At 40.1% G+C, this 21735-nt stretch carries 16 protein-coding genes; 11 read left to right on the top strand and 5 right to left on the bottom strand.

Going from position 1 to position 21735, the window contains the following annotated elements; genetic code table 11:
* Positions 1-36: 36 nt before the first annotated feature.
* The 4 genes from FKG96_RS10790 to FKG96_RS10805 all read right to left on the bottom strand — a co-directional run bounded on the left by FKG96_RS10790 (position 37) and on the right by FKG96_RS10805 (position 6890).
* Positions 37-2382, bottom strand: a complete 2346-nt coding sequence (locus FKG96_RS10790; RefSeq protein ID WP_130857185.1) for a TonB-dependent receptor domain-containing protein — start codon at positions 2380-2382, stop codon at positions 37-39.
* A 107-nt stretch (positions 2383-2489) separates the two neighbouring features.
* Positions 2490-4937, bottom strand: a complete 2448-nt coding sequence (locus FKG96_RS10795; RefSeq protein WP_130857186.1) for a TonB-dependent receptor domain-containing protein — start codon at positions 4935-4937, stop codon at positions 2490-2492.
* A 64-nt stretch (positions 4938-5001) separates the two neighbouring features.
* The gene (locus tag FKG96_RS10800; RefSeq protein WP_130857187.1) at positions 5002-5820 is read right to left on the bottom strand and encodes an AraC family transcriptional regulator; all 819 of its coding nucleotides are present in this window, start codon (positions 5818-5820) and stop codon (positions 5002-5004) included.
* A 428-nt stretch (positions 5821-6248) separates the two neighbouring features.
* On the bottom strand, positions 6249-6890 hold the full coding sequence (locus tag FKG96_RS10805) for an FKBP-type peptidyl-prolyl cis-trans isomerase (protein WP_130857188.1): 642 nt from the start codon (positions 6888-6890) through the stop codon (positions 6249-6251).
* Positions 6891-7133: 243 nt separating this feature from the next.
* Here FKG96_RS10805 and FKG96_RS10810 point away from each other — a divergent pair, with 243 nt between their 5' ends.
* Together FKG96_RS10810 and FKG96_RS10815 are read left to right on the top strand one after the other, a co-directional pair.
* On the top strand, positions 7134-7565 hold the full coding sequence (locus FKG96_RS10810; RefSeq protein ID WP_130857189.1) for a hypothetical protein: 432 nt from the start codon (positions 7134-7136) through the stop codon (positions 7563-7565).
* A 114-nt stretch (positions 7566-7679) separates the two neighbouring features.
* A complete protein-coding gene (locus FKG96_RS10815) occupies positions 7680-10133 on the top strand; it encodes a TonB-dependent receptor (RefSeq protein WP_130857190.1) in 2454 nt (817 codons plus the stop codon).
* 384 nt (positions 10134-10517) lie between these two features.
* On the opposite strand, the gene FKG96_RS10820 is transcribed toward FKG96_RS10815, so the two are convergent.
* A complete protein-coding gene (locus FKG96_RS10820; RefSeq protein ID WP_013665954.1) occupies positions 10518-11744 on the bottom strand; it encodes an MFS transporter in 1227 nt (408 codons plus the stop codon).
* Between the two features lie 112 nt (positions 11745-11856).
* On the opposite strand from FKG96_RS10820, the gene FKG96_RS10825 reads away from it, so the two are divergent.
* The 9 genes from FKG96_RS10825 to FKG96_RS10865 all read left to right on the top strand — a co-directional run bounded on the left by FKG96_RS10825 (position 11857) and on the right by FKG96_RS10865 (position 21728).
* Entirely contained in the window at positions 11857-12477 is a 621-nt protein-coding gene (locus tag FKG96_RS10825; protein ID WP_130857191.1) for a molybdenum cofactor guanylyltransferase, read from the top strand.
* A 295-nt stretch (positions 12478-12772) separates the two neighbouring features.
* On the top strand, positions 12773-13477 hold the full coding sequence (locus tag FKG96_RS10830) for an NDP-sugar synthase (RefSeq protein WP_130857192.1): 705 nt from the start codon (positions 12773-12775) through the stop codon (positions 13475-13477).
* Between the two features lie 21 nt (positions 13478-13498).
* Positions 13499-14395, top strand: coding sequence for a hypothetical protein (locus tag FKG96_RS10835; RefSeq protein WP_013665957.1), 897 nt, complete (start codon positions 13499-13501; stop codon positions 14393-14395).
* The gene (locus FKG96_RS10840; protein WP_130857193.1) at positions 14370-15314 is read left to right on the top strand and encodes a CDP-alcohol phosphatidyltransferase family protein; all 945 of its coding nucleotides are present in this window, start codon (positions 14370-14372) and stop codon (positions 15312-15314) included. The genes FKG96_RS10835 and FKG96_RS10840 overlap by 26 nt, the downstream gene beginning before the upstream one ends.
* Positions 15315-16355, top strand: coding sequence for a lysylphosphatidylglycerol synthase transmembrane domain-containing protein (locus FKG96_RS10845; protein ID WP_013665959.1), 1041 nt, complete (start codon positions 15315-15317; stop codon positions 16353-16355).
* 2 nt (positions 16356-16357) lie between these two features.
* Positions 16358-17077, top strand: a complete 720-nt coding sequence (locus FKG96_RS10850; protein WP_130857194.1) for an HAD family hydrolase — start codon at positions 16358-16360, stop codon at positions 17075-17077.
* Between the two features lie 197 nt (positions 17078-17274).
* Complete coding sequence (locus FKG96_RS10855; RefSeq protein WP_130857195.1) at positions 17275-18336, top strand: tellurite resistance/C4-dicarboxylate transporter family protein; 1062 nt, start codon at positions 17275-17277, stop codon at positions 18334-18336.
* A gap of 100 nt (positions 18337-18436) precedes the next feature.
* Complete coding sequence (locus FKG96_RS10860; protein WP_130857196.1) at positions 18437-19492, top strand: MFS transporter; 1056 nt, start codon at positions 18437-18439, stop codon at positions 19490-19492.
* A 16-nt stretch (positions 19493-19508) separates the two neighbouring features.
* Positions 19509-21728: a molybdopterin oxidoreductase family protein gene (locus FKG96_RS10865; protein ID WP_149105529.1), complete on the top strand. Its 2220-nt coding sequence runs from the start codon at positions 19509-19511 to the stop codon at positions 21726-21728.
* Positions 21729-21735 lie beyond the last annotated feature (7 nt).

Genomic DNA, 21735 nt, shown 5'->3' on the forward strand with positions numbered 1-21735 from the left:
AACCGAAGATTACTTATACTGAAAGACAAGCTGCTTTTAAAAGTTGTAAGAGAGATTCATCGTTAGGGTGGCCCCGTTTCCACGAACGTATTCGGCATCAATTGCGCGATATTGGCTAACCACTGGATAGTAGGAGCTGTTTAACAGATTCTCTACGCCCATCCCTAGGGAAAACTTGTTGTTGATTCGGTATAAAGCAGAGAGATTAAGCAAGCTGACAGCGTCTACCGGTCCTTCACTGTTAGCATATAACCCGTTTGAGCGTGGCTCAAAGCGATTTCTATCGCCCGTATATACCCAATTTAGCTTAAGATCGAACTCAGAGGAAGGACAGAAAGCAATATAAGCCGTCGCTTTAGGCGGGGCGATGCGAATACCATTCATATATACTTTTGTACCGTCTTCCTGCTCTGATTTGCCTTCTACAAAGGAGTAACTTGCTCCAACCGTCCATTGCGGACTAAGAAAAGCGTCAGCTGTTACTTCATAACCATATACGCGTTCCGGCTCACGCTGCGGTACCAGGTATCCGCCAACATCAACTAAGTTCGCGCCAAACTTGGAAGTGCTAATATAGTAAGCAGCCGTAAGGTGAAAAATATCGAAACGACTGCTGATACCCAGCTCATAATTGTTCGTAATAATCGGATCCGTCTCGATACTTTCAAGCGTACTTTGCGTAGCCCTACGTAGAATACGTCCCAACTCATTGATGGCGAAGCCCTGCGAAAAGCTAATGAATGGATTTAAGAAATCGTATTTGTTATAGCGCAAACCAACATTGAACATGGTGGCGTGATACGGGATTTTACCCCCCGATACGGCTATGCTTCCCTCACCATTAGGACCTGTCGCGATGGTATTGAAATCCTTTACTTTTACATTGGCATTCTCGTAACGCACACCTCCTTTCAGCACCAAATGATTCCATAGGTCTAACTTAAGCTGTGCATAAGGTGCCAGATTAACCATGTCCATATCCGGGATGTAAACACGGCCATCGGTTAGAATTTGATTTGTTCGGTCGTTTAGCAGATCGAGCCCATAGGTAAGCTCTGCTTGGAGGTCGTCATGTATAGCCCAAGGTGTATTGAGGTTTAAACGCAAACCCTTTTTAAAAGATTGAATTTTTGTTTGTCCGGGCCCGTACCACGCGGTTCCTTGTTCAACATAACGATTCATGGAAACGAAGCGATTATAATAAGCCGTTATATCGAGTGATGTACGGTATGGCAATGCATCGTGGTGATAAGAAAGGAAAACGTTATGGTTATAAGGTGTACCCGCCGGTTCACCTGGATCATCTCCTTTGACCCCAATGGAAGGCCTCTCACGGTATTTTCCAACAACATTGACATAATCACTGTGCTGAACACTTCTAAACAGATTGTAGGATGCTGTAAGGGCGCTATGCTCATTCGGCTTATAAGCAAGCTTAATAAAGGTGTTGTAGAGATTATTTTCCCCAAGACCGTCAGCCTGTGCGTTCACTTCGCCTTTAGCATCTTTTAATACACCGGTGTAATTGTATGTTCCACTTACAACATAAGAGAATTTATCAATCGAGCCTTCGAAGAGCTGTGAAATCCGATAGCCAATCGTATTGGATGGGTGCACTAGATTTCCGCTCGTTCCGATACTGGTCGTTCCTCCAAAACGTTTTCCCACTGCCGGTGTTTTGGTAATGAAGTTAATGATACCTCCCCCGGAGCCATTGCCGTAAATTGAAGTTGCTCCCTTGATCACTTCCACACGTTCGATGACAGCTGGGTCAAGCGTACGTATATCCCGGGCCCCATTCATCAAGGGTGTCGATTGTGGAATCCCATCGATAAGCACCAATACCTGCCGACCACGTAGGGTTTGTCCGCTATTGGTGGCCTTGTTTGTTCCTGTACCTAGTCCCGGAATCGTATTTCCTAAAATAGTAGCTATAGAGGGGTTGACGTTGGTTTGTTCTTTAACCTCTTGAGCATTGAGAATACTAATAGATGAGGGTACTTCGTCGATACTCTCCGGCTTGCGGCCAGCGGTAATAACCACCTCATTAAGGGCGATATCCTGACTGAGTATAAACTCAATCTGTGTCGCGGTGTTCGTTGTGAGCTGGACTTCTTTGGTTGTTTCTTTATAGCCTATGTAGCTGGCTATCAGCTTGTAATTTCCTTCTGGTAGCGTATTTGTAACAAACTGGCCCCGTTGATCCGTTTTTAAGATGGTTTTTCGAACACCAATGCTGTCAAGGACCTTAATGGTTACATCTTGTAGCGGCGCACCTTTATCATCAATAATTAATCCTTTTAATATGACCTTTTGCGATTGTGCAAAAGAGAGGGATAGAGTAAGTAGGCATAAGCTTGCGAAAAGTAGAAGTTGCTTCATTGACGTCTTTTGTAAGATGGCTGAATTTAATCGGCACAAATGTATAGTTATTTAGACCTATTAAAAATAGCAAATTACGGGATGACAATAATATGACAGAATCGGGGCTAAAATTCTTTGTTCCCAAATTCGCTCTCCGGAAGTTTGAGTTTATTCTTCAATTTATTTAGCTGAAAACTGAGGTTTAAGAGTAGGATATCTTTTTCGTAAATATAGTTTGTAGTGGTATAGAAATCGGAACCAAAGGTTGTAATCCGTTGCTCATTAGCTTGGATGAATCCCAGATCGATATTTTGCCACTGTAGTTGCGCACTGAACCGGCCGTTCATGAAAGTTTTTTTCAGTGCGAGGTTAGGTGATATAAAACGAGAATCTCTTCCTTGAGCTGTTGGACGAGCCGACAAATAGTTAAGATTTCCTTGAACGTTAAGTGTGGAATTTATTTTATAGTCTGTGTTAAAATTGATGGCATAGACCCAATCGCTATTGGCTACATCGATCTGTTCATCGAATAACGTCCCTTTTATATGGTACTTATATAGATTGGCGCCTAAATAAATTTGCCATTGCTTGGTTATCTGTGTATTGATACCCGTTTCCAGACCATAGCTATAGGCCTTGCCCGCATTCGTATAGATACGATTTAAAATCGTATCCGTATATACGCTATTTACCCGTTGAATGGGGTTTTTAATATCTTGATAGTATAAGGTGGAGAAAAATGACCCCTTTTTGAAAGTTTTGATAAGCCCTAGCTCTGCCAGGTATATAAACTCGGGTAATAAATCAGCATCTCCCTGCTCCAAGGTTTCTGAATGTTCACGCTCAGGTATAGGGTTCAATTCAAAATTATTGGTTCGCTGCACTCTTCTACTGACGCCGGCTTTTGTTTGCCACCCGCTGCTAAGTGTATAAAGTATATTGGCTGAAGGGAATAAATTGTCCAAAGTAAGTACATGAGGTGCCTCTTCCCCTCGCAAGTTTACATTACGATTTGCATGTTCGTAGCGTAAGCCTCCCGTATATTCGAACTTTTTATGCTTACCGGCGTATTGGCTATAAAGCGAATGAATGGAATTCCGAGCGTCTATTAGACCAGAAAATTCCGGATCAACGACGAAAGTATCTCCCTGTTTTGTTGAGTAAATAAAATCTCCGTTTTGCTTGTCTTCCCTGAATTGATAGCCACTTTCCCAGCTTCCTTCGCCAATTTTTACCGAATAATCCAATTTAGCTCGTAATCCTTTGAGCGGGTTTTTATAAGTGTTAAGAGTATGTTGAACGGTCGTATTCCCTTCTATATTTTTATTATCTGTAGAACCGTATAAGTCGGCATATTCGTAGAGTAGCGAAAGAGACAGGTTGGATCGATCATTAAATTGATGGGTATAACCAAAATTTCCGAGTACAAAGTTACCTTGTTTTGTTTGGAGATTAGCATTAAAATAGGAAGTCCTTCCTATAACTTGCTGATTTTCCAAATCTATTTTGGTATTGTTATAGTAAATATCAGCCACACGATCCTGAAATTTGTGTCCTGCAAAAAATCCGATTGAGAACGTGTTCTTCTCATCTGCTTTAAATTCGATATTAAAGCGTCCGCCGTAATTGTACTTATCAAAGCTGCGCTCACCATTCGACGGAAAGGTAGTTTTAATTTGATTGATAATCGTATAAACGTCGCCCTCTCTGAACCCGGCGTTATCATTGCGAAGGTAGTTAGCACTTGCCGTTAAATCCCATCGGTTATTTTTATAGTTGAAGGAAATATCAGTGCCATAACGTTTTTGACTTTCTTTATTATTGTAATCGTTAAAACTGGGAAAGCCAGTTTGTAGGTTTATCGCAAGAAAAGAACCGTTATCCACTCCTGTTTTTGTAGTGATATTGATAATACCACCTTTACCATCCGGATCGTATTTTGCTGATGGGGCGGTAATCAGTTCAATATTTTCCACGACATTAGCGGGAAGTTGACTTAATATCGTCTGCACATCCGTTTGTACTGCTTTACCGTTTATCAATACCAAAAAGCCACTAGACCCTCGTAATGTAATTTCTCCCTGCCCATTGATCGCTATTGATGGCATATTTTTGATAATATCGATAGCAGTTCCACCCTTTGCCGTCTCAAACTGGTTTGCTTTGTACACTTGCTTATCTATCTTATGATAATTTAGATTGGGTTGAGCTGAAACAACCACCTCGTTTAAAAAGGTAGCGGATGGTTTCAATTCTATTGCTTTTATAGCTAAATGTTCGCCTGCATGGAGCGGTGTCAGTTTGATTACCTGCGTTTCATAACCTAAAAATCGTATTTTAAGCAGGTATTGTCCTGCTTTTAATTTTGCGAGTGAGAAAGCGCCGCTTTCATTTGTCATAACGCCATCTACAAAAGCTGAATCATGATTGTTTTGATGTATGCTTACACTTGCGTAGCTTATTGGGCTATGGCTTAACGAATCATATACTTGGCCGGAAACTTGAGCTTCTTGAGCCAAAGCGGAAGATGAAAGAAAAAATAATAAAAAAGAAAGTACGTACAGATTTTTCATACTTGCGCTAAGCTAGGATAGTTATCGCGATAAAAATGGTGAAAATCGATCTATCTTTGGTAATTTATGATAAAGCACGAAACTGATGCGGTGTTATGTTCGTGTGCTTTTTGAAAAACTTTACAAAATAGGACGGATCGTTGAATTGCAGTCGGAAAGCAATTTCGCTAATGGTAAGGTTGCTGAACTGTAAATAACGTTTGGCTTCAGAAAGGGTAAAGGCTTCGACAATCTTCTTTGCTGATGTTCCAGCCACCTTATAACAAATGTCATTAAGCACTTTCGACGGAATGTTTAGCTTTTCAGCATAAAAGCTTAGATTTCTATTGGTTCCCTCGGTTGTCGAAATCAGATCAATAAATAATGCATATAGGTCTAGGTATCTATTGTCAATATCCTGCTTGAGCCCCTCTTGTAGTAGGGTGCCTAAAATACTCTTCAATAATCCCTCGATAATTAAATCCTGAAAATGCTGCTCTTGCGAATATACATGGTAGAGGCTTTCGAAAAGGTTTCGAATCGGTTGAATATCGTGCTGGAGGGGCAGATGTTCAATTCTCCAGAACAAATGAAACAGGGCTTTTAGTTCGGTGTCTTTACTATGGTTTATAAATTCATCCTTTATAATCAGAACAAAGCCTTCGGGTTCGCTGACGATATCCCAAGCGTGGATTTGGTTCTTTTTTAGGATGAAGATAGCGGGTGCAGCGATAGGATAGGCGGTACTATCTATCAGATGCACACCGTCACCCTTCCATAGAAAGATGACTTCGAAATAGTTTTTATGCTTGTGGGGTTCGGTATTCCGTATATGCTTTCGAAAAGGTGCTATTTTAAATGTTTTGTCTAAACCTATTTTCTCTTTTATCTTAAATGCCTGCATTCTTCATCGCTATATGATTCGTCTATAAAAATAAGAAGGGTCCACTTAATTTCTGCAATTATTCTCTATAAAAATAGTAGATTATTTAGTGCCAATTTTAAGTGACAGACGAGAAATGATGAGATATAGTTTTGCACGACAGATAAAAGATAGATAAAGCACCTATGTTCGTACAAGCTTCGTACGTTGTTCGCGTAGATAAGGATCTATTGGGAATCAACAGCGAATCACCTAGGAGTTTAAAGGGTTCGCGGTCGGATAGAAGTCCCATCTGATTCGCTGTTGATACGGTTTGAGCCCCAGATGGATGGGGCTAAACACCTACAAATTAAAATACGATTGCGAGGCAGAAAGGCTTAGTAATGACAGGGCCTGAAATTTATGTTCTAAATTCCAGGCCCTGCGAATTGTTGTTGTGTGACGAAATGCTATAGATTGTCGTTAATGTCAACAACTTCTATTTCAAATACTAGTGGAGAGTTGGCGGGTATTTTTTCATTAGCTTTATCATCGTAGCCCCAAGGTGATGGGGTTACAAAACGGATCTTAGATCCTTTTTTCAATCCTGAGCTTGTCAATCCAAAGGTCGGCATGTTCTGACCATTATAAGTAAATGAGCTTGGTATGAAAGCATATACCCAGGCAGGGATAATGTTAGAACCTAAATTGGTTTTAAACGTTTTTTTGTTGGCTAAAGAATCACTTGTTTGATCAAATACAGTTCCATTCAGTAACTGCCCTTTGTACTTTACTTCAATAGTAGGCGCTACAATTTGACCTATTGAATTCAATTTGTAGGTATAAGAATCAGATTGACCTGGCTCCAATACCTCGTACCAAATACCCGTACTATCACTACGCCTTGGATTGGTCCATCCATTGTCAGGGTCTTGAACATAGGCTCTCAAGATCGGTTCTTGTTCGGCAAGTACTTTCCGTATGCGTGCTTGTCGGATGGAATCCTGTCTTTCCTGTTCCCTTCTTATTTCATCGAAATCAGTTTTATTACAGGCTGAAAAAGCAATTAGCACCCCAAAAAGTAGAAATAGAATTTTGTTTGTGTGTTTCATTTGTATATACGTTAATTTTTTCCTTGGTATTGTTCAGGTTGATTGATAACATCTGAATAATCCTTGTCGACCTTTTAACGTTTATATACTGACTTTCGCTACAATAAATTGTTTTAGCGGAAAATTGATATTGATAGCGTCGGATAAATCTAACCTGCCTGATTAAAAATTAATGGTTTTCTGCGATTGAAAAACAACGGATAAGATTTTAGCTTAGCGAAAACTCTATCAATAATAAAACATATGAAATTAATATTAAGCAGTTTGTGTTTTCTGCTCATTGCGGGATTCTTATTTGCACAAGGAAATGAAGTGCAGGAACAAAAAGAAAACATGTTCATTGAAGTAAATTCCAAAAATGAGCAAGTGCTAAAAACAGCCGACGAATTGTCGGAGCGATTGAAAGAATGGAATTACTGGCATCTGGTCTCTGCACCGGAACAGTCGGATTTGCAGATGCGCGTTCATATAGAAGCTTCTAAGGGAATCACAGCAACTTCATGGGGAGGTACATCATACGCATTGAGTGCAAAAATAATTGACCAAAAAGGAGAGGTACTTTGGGAATCCACTACCTATAAAGCCAGTCCTAATGGAATGAATGGCTTCAATGCAGGAAAGGCTGTGGTGAAGAAACTGATGCGTGATTTGAAAAAGAAATATCCGCAAAAATGACCCGACTGTTCTGACCTTCGGCGGAAATCCCAAAGATTTATTTTTATTGATTCTAAATAAGAGGAAGATATTTTTATATTTGCCTCTCTTTAGAATTAGTTTAAATAATATCAAATGAAATATCAACTTTTCCTTTTATTCAGTTTCCTTTCTTTGTCCCTTAGCACTAGGGCCCAATCCAATCATACGCAAAACAAACTTCAAGGTGTTGTAAAAGATCCCAATGGTAATTCATTGGCGGGTGTGACCGTTTGGCTAAACGATAAGATGACGTTAACTAAAACGGATAGTGAAGGATACTTTCAATTCATGGCAAGACCTGGCGAATATATATTGCACCTAAGTTTTGTTGGCTACAAACATTATCAAGCAAAAGTGTCTGTTAAAGAGGGGGAAGGCCTTTCATTGGATATAGTACTTGAATCAAGTCAAGAAGCATTGCAATCGGTAGAGGTGATAGGGCGCAAAGAAAGCGGGTACAAAAACACCAATAGTTTTAGCGGAACGAAAACAGCGACTCCCATTAAGGAGACTCCGCAATCCATCAGTTATGTAACCAAAGAAACCTTGGACGATCAGCTGGCCTTTAAAACCAGTGATGCTATCAAGAATGTGAGCGGTGTGAACCAGTATTCGTATAATAATAATGATTTTGTATTGAGGGGCTTCCGTGCAAGTAACACCCTAATAAACGGCCTGCGTATTTCAACCCGTGGTTGGGCCCAGAACCTGCTACCTTATGTCGAGCGCATTGAAGTAATTAAAGGACCTGCTTCTGCACTTTTTGCCAATACCGATCCGGGAGGTACTATTAACACGGTCACTAAAAAACCCTTAGATGAGGCGCGTAAATCAATCAATTTTACAACCGGGAGTTATAACACTTATCGAACCACGATGGATTTTACAGGTCCGATGAACGATAGTAAAACGCTATTGTATCGGCTTAACTTGGCTTATCAGAATGCGGAATCCTTTCGTATACTGCAAGATGGTTCAGCACTGGTATTGGCCCCTTCTTTTTCGTTTATACCAAACGATCGAACACGTGTTAACTTCGATTTGGTATATCAATATAATAAAGGTCGACTCGATCGAGGGCAACCGATTTTTGGGGCCTCTTCCGGTACGGATCTGTATTCGACACCGATATCCTTTGCCATTGGACGGAAAAATGATTACCAAAATGAGTTGAATCTATTTTCAACCATTTCGTTACAACATCGGTTTTCTGACCATATCACTTTTAACGCATCTTATCTTAAATCTTTTTATGATGAAGACTTATTGGAACATCGTACATCGAATCAATATGCAGTAGATTCATTGGGAAATCAAATCCCTACATTAATGGGCATGCAAACGATACGACGTCTGCGGAAAAATTATATTGATAATCTGAGCACTTATTTTAATTTTGATTTCAACACCGGGCCTTTTGAACATAAACTCCTGATCGGTTATGATCATATCGAGGAAACCTTTCCAAAAGGTAACTCTACCTATAATGCCAGTGGCTTTTTAAGCAGCGATGGAACGCGAACCTATAGTACTTATGATCCGCAGCATCCGGAACGATATCAGTTTGCAAATGGGATTCCGGTGCCTAATGTGCCTTATTTCGATTTAGCAGATCCGGATTATTCTATTTCAGAGATTTCGCAATATATGAATGTACCGCGAGAGGAAACGCCGACTAAGTATTTCGTAAACGGGGTATATGTACAAGAACAATTGAAATGGAATAGGTTGCAAATTTTATTGGGCTTTAGACAGGAATTCTATACAGATATACTCAATTATACAAAGGCTGATGAAAGGCATGTGCAACAGAAGGCCTTCATTCCAAGGCTTGGCATCGTGTATACACCAATCGAACCTGTGAGCTTTTATGCAACCTATACGGAGGGTTATCAACCCCAAACAGCCAGTACTATAGGCGATCCGGAGACTTACGGTGGTCCGTTTGACCCACTGATCAGTAATATGGTAGAAGCTGGTGCAAAAATGGAATTCTTTCATAAAGGTCTATCAGTTACTACGGCGGTCTATCGCATTGAACAAAACAATATCTTAGTTAATGCAGGAGCGGAGGGAAATCCGGACCTACTTCGGCAAATAGGGCAACAGCAAGCCAAGGGGGTGGAGGTGGAAGCGTATGGAAGCATAACGTCTAACTTTAGTATAACCGGTAATTTCTCCTATAACATAGCAAAGATAACCGAGAGTGATGATGTGAGTGAGATTGGTGAAATGATGCCGAATGCGCCGAAGAGCCAGGGAAATATTTGGATGAAGTATAATTTTATGAGGGGTGCGCTCAATGGAATCGGTGTAGCTCTTGGCGCAAATTATGCGACGCGTAGAAATACAAACAGTGATATCTTGCAGTTACCCTCTTACTGGGTTGTTAACGCTGCGTTGTACTACCGTATTGATAAATTCAAAATACAAGCGAATTTTAATAATCTTCTCGATAAAACGTATTGGGTGGGTGGTTTCGACTTCAATCGACTTTTTCCTGGAGCACCTCGGAATCATTTGGTGTCAATTGGTTATACCTTCTGATTGTAAAAGCAATTAGTGCAATAAATGGTTTTAGAAGAGCGGGTCAACTCGCTCTTCATTGTGTAATAGTGAGCAAATGCGACAAAAGCGTATCATTCGCGTTCCAATGGATTTTTCAGTCCAATAATTTGGTAATTTAGTTTGTCAGATTAAAAAACCTATTATGCACAGTAGAAGGATAAACCATAATCAACGAAACAGTAAACGAAGACCTAGGCATGGAATTACATTCATTGAAAAACAAAGTACACTTGATTTTTCAAGCATTTTACTGTTTTCTTTCATTATTGTACTATTGGTCGCAATTTTTTCAGTTGATGATACGGATATTGTAACCTGGCTGAACGCCTTTACCAAACGATGAGCATCAGTGTTTACCGGTGTTCATCGCTTGTCTTTAATCTTTTGATCTTTAAAAAGGAAAAGAAATAAAACGAATACGAGCGAAGCAATGATTGCGGGAGAAATCCATAATTGCTTCCAAAAATTAACCACTTGTTGTTCTTTCAAATATTCGGTAATATATCCTGCAACCCAAAAACCGATTAGCATACCCACACCGTACATAGCGATGGTAACCAGCCCTTGGGCAGATGATTTAAAGCGATCACCGGCAATGGTATCGGTATAAATTTGTCCAACAACAAATAAAAAATCATAACAGACTCCATGCAATAAAATAGCCGTTATCAACATGAAGGATAAATTATCAGCGTTTCCATAAGCGAAGAGGAGGTAGCGTATAATCCATGCCGCAATACCTATAAGGATTGTTTTTTTATAACCTAATCTGGAAAAAAAGAAAGGGATAAATAATAAGCAAATAGCTTCTGAAAATTGTCCTAAAGCCATTTTGGCGGTTGGATTCGGTAGACCGATAGCGGTTAAAAAGGGATTAGCATTCTGGTAGTAAAAAGCTAGCGGTATACAAATGAGGATGGCTGAAGTAAAGAAAATTAAAAAATCTTTCTGTTTTAGCAACTGTAGCGCATCTAAACCTAAAAGTGATGCCATGCTCTTGTTTTTTTCAGTCTTAACAGGCGGCGTAGCCGGTAAGGTAAAACTAAATAAGCCCAGGAGTAGGGATGAGAAACAGCCTAAAAGAAAGGTGTATTTAAGGGCGCCTGAGGCAATAGCCTCACTTTTATCCCAATGGAAAATATAACTGATGGTTATCCCCGCAATAATCCACCCAATAGTTCCCCATACGCGGATTGAAGGAAATTGTTGGCGTGGATTGGGTAAATGCCTAAAGGAAATGGCATTGCTGAGTGCTAGCGAAGACATATAAGCAATAAAATAAGCCAAAACATAAGGATAAAAATCACTTGCTTGAGTGGCTTGGTACATTAAAAATAACAAAAAGGCCCCAAAAAAGTGCAATATACCGAGCAGTCGCTCCGCTCGAAAATACTTATCGGCAATCAGTCCGATAAAGAAGGGGGCAATAACGGCACCTAACGAGTGTGTGGAAAATATATTGGCCATTTCAAACCCGGTGGCTTTTAAGTTGCTTGTTAGGTAAGTGCCTAATGTGACAAACCAAGCGCCTTTGATGAAATACTCTAAAAACATCATAAAGGACAGTTGGATGCGGAGCGAAAAATTCATGCAAGTTTCAGTGGTTTTTTTCCTAAATTAGTGAAAGTTTTAGAATTTGTTGAAGAATTTTTTAAAGAACTACCATATAGATCCTAATATATTTGACCCTCGAGCATGACAAATGACTTCTAATTTACCTAAACATGTTACCATAGATGCTTTCGTATTAGCGGGCGGGCAGAGCTCCAGAATGGGAGAAGATAAGGGGTTGATACCGCTGAATGGCAAAGCTATGGTGTCCTATATTATCCAAACGCTGCAAAAAGCAAGGCTATCGGTAAAGTTAATCGCTAATCATGCTGCTTATCGAAATTTCAGCCTTCCTGTATATGGTGACGTGGTCATTAATAAGGGGCCGATGGGTGGTTTGCTAACCGCTTTGGAGAATACCTCGGCAGATTTGGTACTTTTAGTAGGGTGCGATATGCCGCTTATATCAGTTGAAGCAATAGCATACTTAATCTCATCCATTGATCGTGAGCATTTAATTGTTTCCATGATTAATAATAAACCCAATCCCTTATTTTCATTATATCCGAGTAGTTTAAAAACTGCGGTCAGAGAACATGTTATGGCGGATCAATTGAAGATGACCGATTTCATCCTAAATAATAAAACAACCCTATGTAAAACTTTTCCTGGACACATGAGTGGGTGTTTTCAAAATATAAACGATAAAGCAGCGCTGCTTGCGTTAGAAACAAATTGGGAGAAAGCAAAACTTGATATCCTGAAATTTTGATAAGCGTAGGCGCTACAGTTCTTTGTTTTTTTTATGTAAAAAAATAAGGAATTTGACTGCTTGACTTTTATTGTGAAAAATAAAAAAGAGTCGACATAAACGTAGTTGAGCTGTTATTATTTAGGTGAATGTGTAGTGCTGAATGCTTTGCGGCAAGTTTTGCGATTCGGTTTATGGTGATGATCATGTTTTTTGTGCTTAATCGGAAAAATAAATCTTAAAACGGATGCGTGGCTAAGTTTTCAATTAAACGAAAGTTTATCTAAGTTTGTGCGCTAAAAAATAATAAGAACATATGGATTTTGCAATAATTGCTGCAGGTGAGGGCTCTCGTTTAGCGAAAAGCGGTTATCCTTATCCAAAGCCTTTGGCTAGGTTAAATGGCATACCCTTGATAGAGCGCTTGATCACTACTTTTGTAGCTCATGGCGCCGATACAATCCATATCATCGTTAACGAAGAATCAACGGAGCTGGCTGAATCGTTGCATTCAAATCGCGAGAATACGCAAATACGGGTTGTGCAGAAAAGCACGCCAAGCTCGCTGCACAGCTTTTACGAATTACTAAAGGAAGTACCGAATATAGAAGAGTTATGCGCAACTACGGTAGATACGATCTTTAAAGAGGAAGAATTTGGCGCTTATTTAGAGGAATTTAGGCGCAATACCTCATTGGATGCTTTAATGGCAGTTACCCCATTTGTAGAGGATGAGAGTCCTTTATATGTGAGAACGAATGCAAGTGGTGATGTAATGGCCTTTACTGACAAAAACGAGGACAGCACGAAGATACTTGTATCTGGCGGGATTTATGCCTTGCGGCGAAAGGCTTTAGCTTGTGTGCCTAAGGCAATTGACAATAATATTGAACGTATGCGCAATTTTCAGCGCCTACTATTAGAAGAGCACTTAAACGTGAAGGCATTTACCTTTGATAAAATAATAGATATTGATCATTTAGCGGATTTACAATTGGCTGAAACATGGTTAAATGATTAAAAATATCTCAATAAATAAGAAGTGAAAAATATTAAAATATTAGGCGTTCGACGAGGAAGGACCTTTTCTCCAAACCACATAGGAAATGACGAAGCTATTTTTTTGTTAAGTGTAGAGGCATTAAAAAAAGAAGGATACGATGTTCATATCTACACCGAGGAAGAGTTTCTTCAGGATGAGACGATTGCTGCTGATACATATATCGTTTCGATGGCTCGTGAGAAAGCTGTTGTAAAGAAGCTACAAGATTTAGAAGAGAAAGGAGCTTGTGTAGTCAATTCAGCTTTTGGAGTGGAGCATTGTTTTCGGACGAATATGACTAACCTACTGTTAGAAAATAAGATTCCCTACCCGAAGAGTATTATTGTGTCGACTGATTGTCGCGATGAGCGCTTATTTAACGAGTTCCCACAACCGGGGGTCTGGATCAAACGTGGCGATTTTCATGCCATCCATAAAGAAGATGTTACTTTTGTTTCCTCAAGGGAAGAAGGTTTGGAAATTTTGAGGGAATATGCATTAAGAGGAATTCCCGATGCTGTTATCTCGAAACATTTGGCCGGTGATTTAGTGAAATTTTATGGCGTTAGAGGAACCGACTTTTTCTTTTGGTTTTACCCCTATGAACATAATCACCATAAATACGCGCATTACGAACAGATAAATAGTAAACTGGTATATAACCCCTTTGATGAGAATAAGTTGAAACAAATAGCGCTGGATGCAGCGGCCGTTCTTAATGTACACATCTTTGGTGGAGATGCAATCATTGATCCACAGGGAAATATCATAGTCATCGATTTAAATGATTGGCCCAGTTTTGCTCCTTGCCGGGAACAGGCTGCGTCTGCTATAGCCCAACTTTTAACAAATATCTTCCAGAAACAGTTAGATGGAATCATTGCAAGTGAAAAATAAAAAGCAAGAGAATAAAGACATTTTTGAGAGTTCATTAAAATCTAATGATACCGAAGAAAAAATAGATATCTATTTTTATCGGCCTATAGGACTTCAAATCGCTTTTTTCTGCCAAAAAGTAGGTTTAACACCAAATGCTGTAACTATTATCAGTATCTTTTTTGGGGTAGCGGCGGGTATCCTTTTCTATTATCCTTCGCTAACTATTAATGTGGTTGGCATGTTACTTTTAATGTTCGCAAACTCACTGGATAGCGCCGACGGACAGTTGGCGCGTCTCACGAACAATAAGAGTAGATTTGGCAGGATTCTTGACGGTTTCGCAGGCGATTTCTGGTTTGCTTCTATCCATATCGCGATATGCCTCCGGGCTATGAATGAAGGTTGGTCTGCTGCTGTTTGGATTTTCGGTATCCTCGCGGGTGTATCTCACTTGGTTCAATCGGCCATGGCAGATTATTATAGAAATGTGCATCTTTTTTTTATAAAAGGGACTAACGGAAGTGAATTAGATAACAGCAAAGATTTGCAGGAAGAGTATGATCAGATGAGCTGGTCTAAACAGGCATGGACTAAGTTTGTTTCCAGAGGGTATTTGAACTATACCAAAATGCAGGAACGTTTCTCTCCCAACTTACAAAAGCTGTTAGGTATTATCCGTAGCGACTTTAAAGAGGGCTTACCTGCAAAACTAATTCATGATTTTCGGCAAATGAATAAGCCACTGATGAAGTACACGAACATTGTACAATTCAATACCCGTGTTATTTTTCTTTTCTTGTGGCTCTTTATTGATTATGCTTGGATTTACTTCTTTTTCGATTTGTTTGTCCTGAATCCTATTTTGATCTATATGTGCAACCGGCAGGAAAAAGTAAGTGCACATTTTTATGAGCGCATTAATGAATATAAAGCGTAAATGGCTAGCAAAGTTTACAAGATACTTTTCTTTGTTATAGGTATTGCAACCCTATGCTACATGGTATACGCACTGGGGGTGGATGTCATTTGGGATAATATAAAAAAGACAGGCTGGTGGTTTTTACCCGTCATCGGTAGTTGGCTTCTTATATACATATTGAATGCCATCGCTTTTAAAGCGATTATTCAAGAACCCCGAATCCCGGCAAGTAATCTTTCCTTTGCATCAGTACTAAAGCTGACAATTAGTGGCTATGCCATTAACTATATTACACCTTTTGTTGCGTTGGGTGGTGAACCTTATCGTATTATGGAATTGAAACCGCGACTGGGAATTCAAAAAGCGAGCTCGTCTGTTTTGTTATATAGTTTAATGCACATGTTCTCTCATGTGTTGTTCTGGCTGGCGTCCATTATATTAATCCTGATTTATGTTCCTATCAATGCCATTATGGTAATCGGATGTTCCGTCATGTTCATCACGGGCGTTGTTTTGTGTTATTGGTTCGGACGGGTTTATAAAAAAGGATTTACCTTAAGTACTTTTAAGGTATTAGCCAAAGTCCCTGGCTTGAAGCGTAAGGTGGGCGACTTTGTTGCCGAAAAACACGATAGCCTTAAAGAAATTGATAACCAGATTACAGAATTATACGCACAGAGAAGAGAACGTTTTTTCAAATCATTAGCCTTTGAATTTATCGCCAGAGTAGTCGGTTGTCTCGAGATTTTTTGTACAGCGAAAGCGATAGGCTTGAATATGAGTATAGTGCAGTCCCTTATTATTAGTTCAGGTTCATCTTTATTTGCCAACCTTATCTTCTTCTTTCCGATGCAATTGGGTACTAGAGAGGGAGGGCTGGCCTTAGCACTGAAAAGTGTGGGGATGCCTGCATCGGCCGGGATTTTCATTGGTATTATTATGCGTATCCGCGAAGTCGTTTGGATTATTATCGGATTGGCACTCATGCGTATATCTAAAACCAACACCGAAGCGAACGAAACATTGGAAGAGATTAACAATAACATCAATATTCAGTAAATATGATTAAAGGCTTATTATTTGATTACGGTGGAACAATCGATACGAACGGTCGGCATTGGGCAAATGTGATTTGGGGGGCGTATCAGGCCGCGGGTGTTGAAACAAGCTTTGAACAATTTATGGAGGCTTATACCTTTGGCGAAAAATCGTTGGCTATTCATCCGATTATTAAGCCGCACCATATTTTCAGTGAGGTGTTACATTTAAAAACTCAGCAACAATTTTCTTACCTTAAATTGGCAGAGGGTGAGTACTCAAAAATAGAAAAAATCGTTAGCCACTGCATGAAGTTAGTTCTTACGACGGTAACAGAGGCTAAGAGAACACTCGACTTATTAGCTGAAACATATCCGATGGTGTTGGTGTCTAACTTTTATGGAAACATCCAGTCGGTATTGGCCGATTTTGGGTTAGCTGACTATTTTAGTGACATTGTGGAATCAGCTATAGTTGGGGTACGCAAACCTAATCCGGCGATTTATCAGCTCGGAGTGGACCGAATCGGTTTAAATTCAGCAGAATGTGTTGTTATAGGCGATTCTTTCAAAAAGGATATTATTCCTGCTAAGGAAGTTGGCTGTAAAACCATTTGGCTTAATGTCGACGGCATTCAAGAGGACCTCTCGGTTGTTGGAAATGAGTTTGCTGATGTGCAAATTACCGATTTTGCTCAGCTTCCCGAGGCTCTTCAAAACATAAATACACAATTTGTTATATAAATAGCTTAACCTCTGTGTTCTCCCACGGAGAGAGCCGTAACATTGCCTTTATCATATATACGGTAAAGTAACTAAAACATTTATTTATTAAATTTGATAGCTGGAATAGGTTTGCCGCATAAAAATGGTAAATTGCTATCTAATTATGAATAAATAGATTGTGATATATAAGTTACGATCTAAACCACATACCGATTATGATAGAAAGCTTGATTAAGCAAAAGATTAGAAATTTATTGCCAGGCTATTTTGCAATGGTTATGGCGACGGGTATCATTTCAATTGCTTCGCTTTTAGTTGGTTTCGGCGTCTTAGCTTGGTTACTATTCTATTTCAACATTTGTTTTTTTTTCGCTTTATTTTGGTTATTCATTTATCGGATTCTATATTATCGTGCTGAAGTGTGGCAAGACTTTAAGAGCTATCAAAGAGGCCCCGGCTTTTTTACTATCATAGCAGCCTTGTGTATTATGGGAAATCAGCTTATCTTGTTTTATCAAGCTTTTACGCTCGCTGGCATAGTACTTTTATTGGCCTTACTCATTTGGCTATTGATAGGTTATGGGTTCTTTTTCCATATAACAGTAACGGAAGAGAAAAAGCCGCTAAAAGAAGGAATTAATGGTACATGGCTCGTATTCATTGTGGCTATACAAGCCTTATCCGTACTTATTTCTTTTATTGCCAAGGAATTAGGAGAACTAAGCTATGTTGGTTTGTTTATAGCTTTATGTTTCTTTTTGTTGGGATGTGTCTTTTATCTCTACATCATGTCTCTCATTATATATCGTCTGTCTTTCTTTTCTTTACATGCCACTGAATTTGGTGCTCCATACTGGATCAACATGGGGGCAACAGCCATTTCGACGCTGGCAGGATCCATGCTTATTCTGCACGCAGGTGATTTTGCCTTTCTGTCTCAGATTCTTCCCTTTTTAAAAGGCTTTACGTTATTCTATTGGGCTGCAGGTACTTGGTGGATACCCTTATTATTGTTATTGGGTTTTTGGCGACATGCGATCAAGCGCGTGCCCGTTCCGACCAGTGCAAAGGGTTATGATCCTACCTATTGGGCTATGGTTTTTCCATTGGGTATGTATACGGTTTGTACGTATCGATTAAGTGAGGCCTTATCTATTACATTTCTTAAATTCATTCCAGCTGCCTTTATATATGTAGCATTATTTGCTTGGGTTGCCGTCGCATTAGGATTTATCAGGTATCTATTGTCTCTTGTTCAAAAAGAAACACAAACATAAAGTGGTTTAAATCAGTCACAAAGCAAACAATTACCGGAAAGGATTGTTAAACGGGAGGTGACGTTTGAGTGAAGCGAATCATTTCATATTTACTTAAATTATGTATAAACTCTTCCAAACCTTAAATCGTCGTGCTTTTGTTAAAGCGTTATTAATGACGATTTTAGTGATCGTTTTCGTTTGGGTCGGGTCGCGCAAGCTTCAAAATTTTGATCCGGCACTAATAGCTTATTTAACGGGTACCATCTTTGCTGTTTTTGGAACGACCTATCGGTATGCGGTCTGGACTCAGCGGCCACCTACAAAACTTTATTGGCGTAGAAGTGTTGGATTTCTCTTCAGCGTACATTTTTTTCCTTACTTATGGAACTCCATCCGATTGTTTTTTCGAAATATTCTTTTTCAACGATTTATAGCTTATCGGAGTAAAACTAGATGGTTTGGTCATTTTCTACTGTCGAGTGGCTGTTTGATGGCCTTTGCCATTACAATACCACTTACCTTTGGGTGGATACATTTTGAACTAAAGCCAGGCGATGACACGACCTATCATGCGATGCTGTTCGGTTTTGAGGCAGGAACGTTCAGCCTGGGATCTCCTTTAGCTTTTATCGCCTTTCACTGTTTGGTGTGGTGCTCTGTCTTGGTTACTATTGGTGCAGTGATTATGATGAAGCGCCGATTTACAAATGGTGGATTAATTGCTACGCAAACTTTTGATGATGATTTATTGCCGTTGATTTTGTTGATCGCCATTTCGGTTACGGGATTAGGAATTTCTTATGATTATACGTTTTTAGAGGGTAAAACATACCAGTTTATGGCCGTTACACATGCGATAACGGTCATATTATTTTTGCTGTGGCTACCTTTTGGAAAATTCTTTCACATTTATCAGCGTTTCGCGCAATTGGGCGCTAACTTATATAAAATTGAAGGGAGGCGGCGAGGAATGGCTGTATGCCCACATACTAAAAAAGAATTCGCATCGAAAACACATATCGAAGATTTGAAAAAGGTAACACAAGAGCTCGGATTTGACTTCAGCAAGCCCGATGGTTCAAGTCATCTTGATTTGAGTCCTGAAGGTAAACGCGCCGCTTTAGCAAGAGCGCATTTTCAAGTGAGAAAGGAATCAGGAAGCTTCTTTGGTTAATTAAGAGATAAGGTAAATGGCAACACTCCCTACAACAATTGATGAGATAATCGCCCAATTCGGCCCGCACAAAGCATATGCTCCCCAAGCCGGTTTTTACGGCTCTCACGAGCCTGACAGCCTGGTGAAGACCCATTGCTGTTATTGCGGCATGCAATGTGGTATTCAATTAAAAGTGAAAGAAAATAAAGTAGTTGGATTTGAACCTTGGATGGAGTTCCCGTTTAACGAAGGACGTTTGTGTCCAAAAGGGGTAGAGCGTTATCTTCAGAATAACCATCCGGATAGATTACTAGCCCCTTTAAAACGAGTGGAGGGAAAGGGCTTTCAACAGGTGTCTTGGGACTATGCGATGGATAAAACCGTGGGAGAAATCAAACGCATACAGGAAGCCTATGGTAACAACGCATTCGCTATGTTAAGCGGTGTTTCGCTGACAAACGAAAAAAGCTATATGATTGGCAAATTTGCCCGGGTAGCTCTAAAAACTGCTAATTTGGATTATAACGGTAGGCTTTGTATGGTGAGCGCGGGAGCCGGCAATAAGAAAGCGTTCGGATTGGATCGAAGCTCCAATAGCTGGGCTGACCTAGCACATGCGGAAGTTATCATTGTGGCGGGGGCCAATATCAGCGAAACCTTTCCTACATTGACCCATTATATTTGGCGTGCGCGGGATAATGGTGCCAAATTGATCGTTGTAGATCCGCGTATTATACCCTTGGCACGTACGGCCGATTTACATTTAAATGTAATACCAGGAGGAGACTCTGCTCTTTTTGGAGCAATGCTTAAGATATTGGTTGACAATGATTGGCTCGATCACGAATTTATTGCCAATTATACAAGCGGTTTTCAGGAAGCAATAAATGCCGTAAGGGATTATGACTTGGACTGGGCGGAAAAGTATACGGGCGTAGCTAAAGAGAAAATCTTTGAAGCGGCACGCCTTTGGGGGAAGGCGAAGACTAGCTTTTTGCTTCATGCTCGCGGAATTGAACATCACACAAAGGGGGTAGATAATGTATTGAGTTGTATTAACCTGGTATTGGCAACGGGACGTATAGGTAAGCCTTATTGCGGTTATGGCACGATTACTGGCCAGGGTAACGGTCAAGGTGGACGGGAACACGGACACAAATGTGATCAGCTGCCAGGCAACCGTGATATTACCAACCCGGAACATCGTCAATACATCGCTGACGTGTGGGGAATCAGCGAACAGGAGTTGCCTGGTAAGGGGTTAACCGCCTATGAGCAAATAGAAGCTATTCATCGTGGCGAAATTAAGGGACTGATTTCTATTTGTTTTAATCCATTGGTGTCGTTGCCTAATAATAATTACGTGCGAGAAGCTTTGGAGAAACTGGAGTTCTATATGTGTATCGATAGTTTTCTGAGTGAAACAGCCCGATATGCCGATATTATTATGGCGGGGTCTCTGCATGAAGAAGAAGAAGGAACCGTTACAACTGCGGAAGGACGGGTGGTAAAGATTAATGCAGCGGTGACTCCTCCAAAAAATGCTAGAAAAGATGGCGAGATTTTAATGGAATTAGCGGGGAGACTGAATGAAGGAGATAAATTTAGTTTTGACTCCAGTGAGGCAATTTTTAATGAATTAAGATTGGCTTCAAAGGGAGGGACTGCTGACTATTTTGGCATTACTTACGAGAAAGTAGTGAATAACATGGGGGTATTTTGGCCATGCCCTTCATTAGACCATCCGGGAACACCAAGATTATGGGAAGATAGGAAATTTAAAACACCGGACGGAAAGGCCCATTTCAATGCAGTTAGTTTTAAACCGCCATCAGAAGTGATCGATACGGATTACCCGGTGGTGTTGACAACCGGTCGGGTGGTGTCGCAATACTTAAGCGGTACCTCTACTCGACGGATCGGGAAGTTGGTAGATCAATATCCCGAGCCACTTTTGGAAATACATCCCGAACTGGCGCGCCGCTATAATATTAGGAGTGGAGATATTATTCGCGTAAAAACACGAAGGGGTGAGGCCGAATTTCCGGCTCAAGTGGTAGAGACGATTCGGAAAGATACTGTATTTATTCCCTACCATTGGGGAGGCAAGCACGCTGCAAATCAGCTAACGATTGGAAATCTTGACCCCATTTCGAAGATACCGGAGTTTAAGGTTTGTGCCTGTCAGCTTATTCCAACCGGTGAGGTAGCATCTGAAAAAGTAAAAGAAACGGCTTATCAGAGTCATTTATGATGTTAAC

The sequence above is a fragment of the Olivibacter sp. LS-1 genome (genome assembly GCF_008245145.1).
Lineage (GTDB): Bacteria > Bacteroidota > Bacteroidia > Sphingobacteriales > Sphingobacteriaceae > Olivibacter > Olivibacter oleidegradans.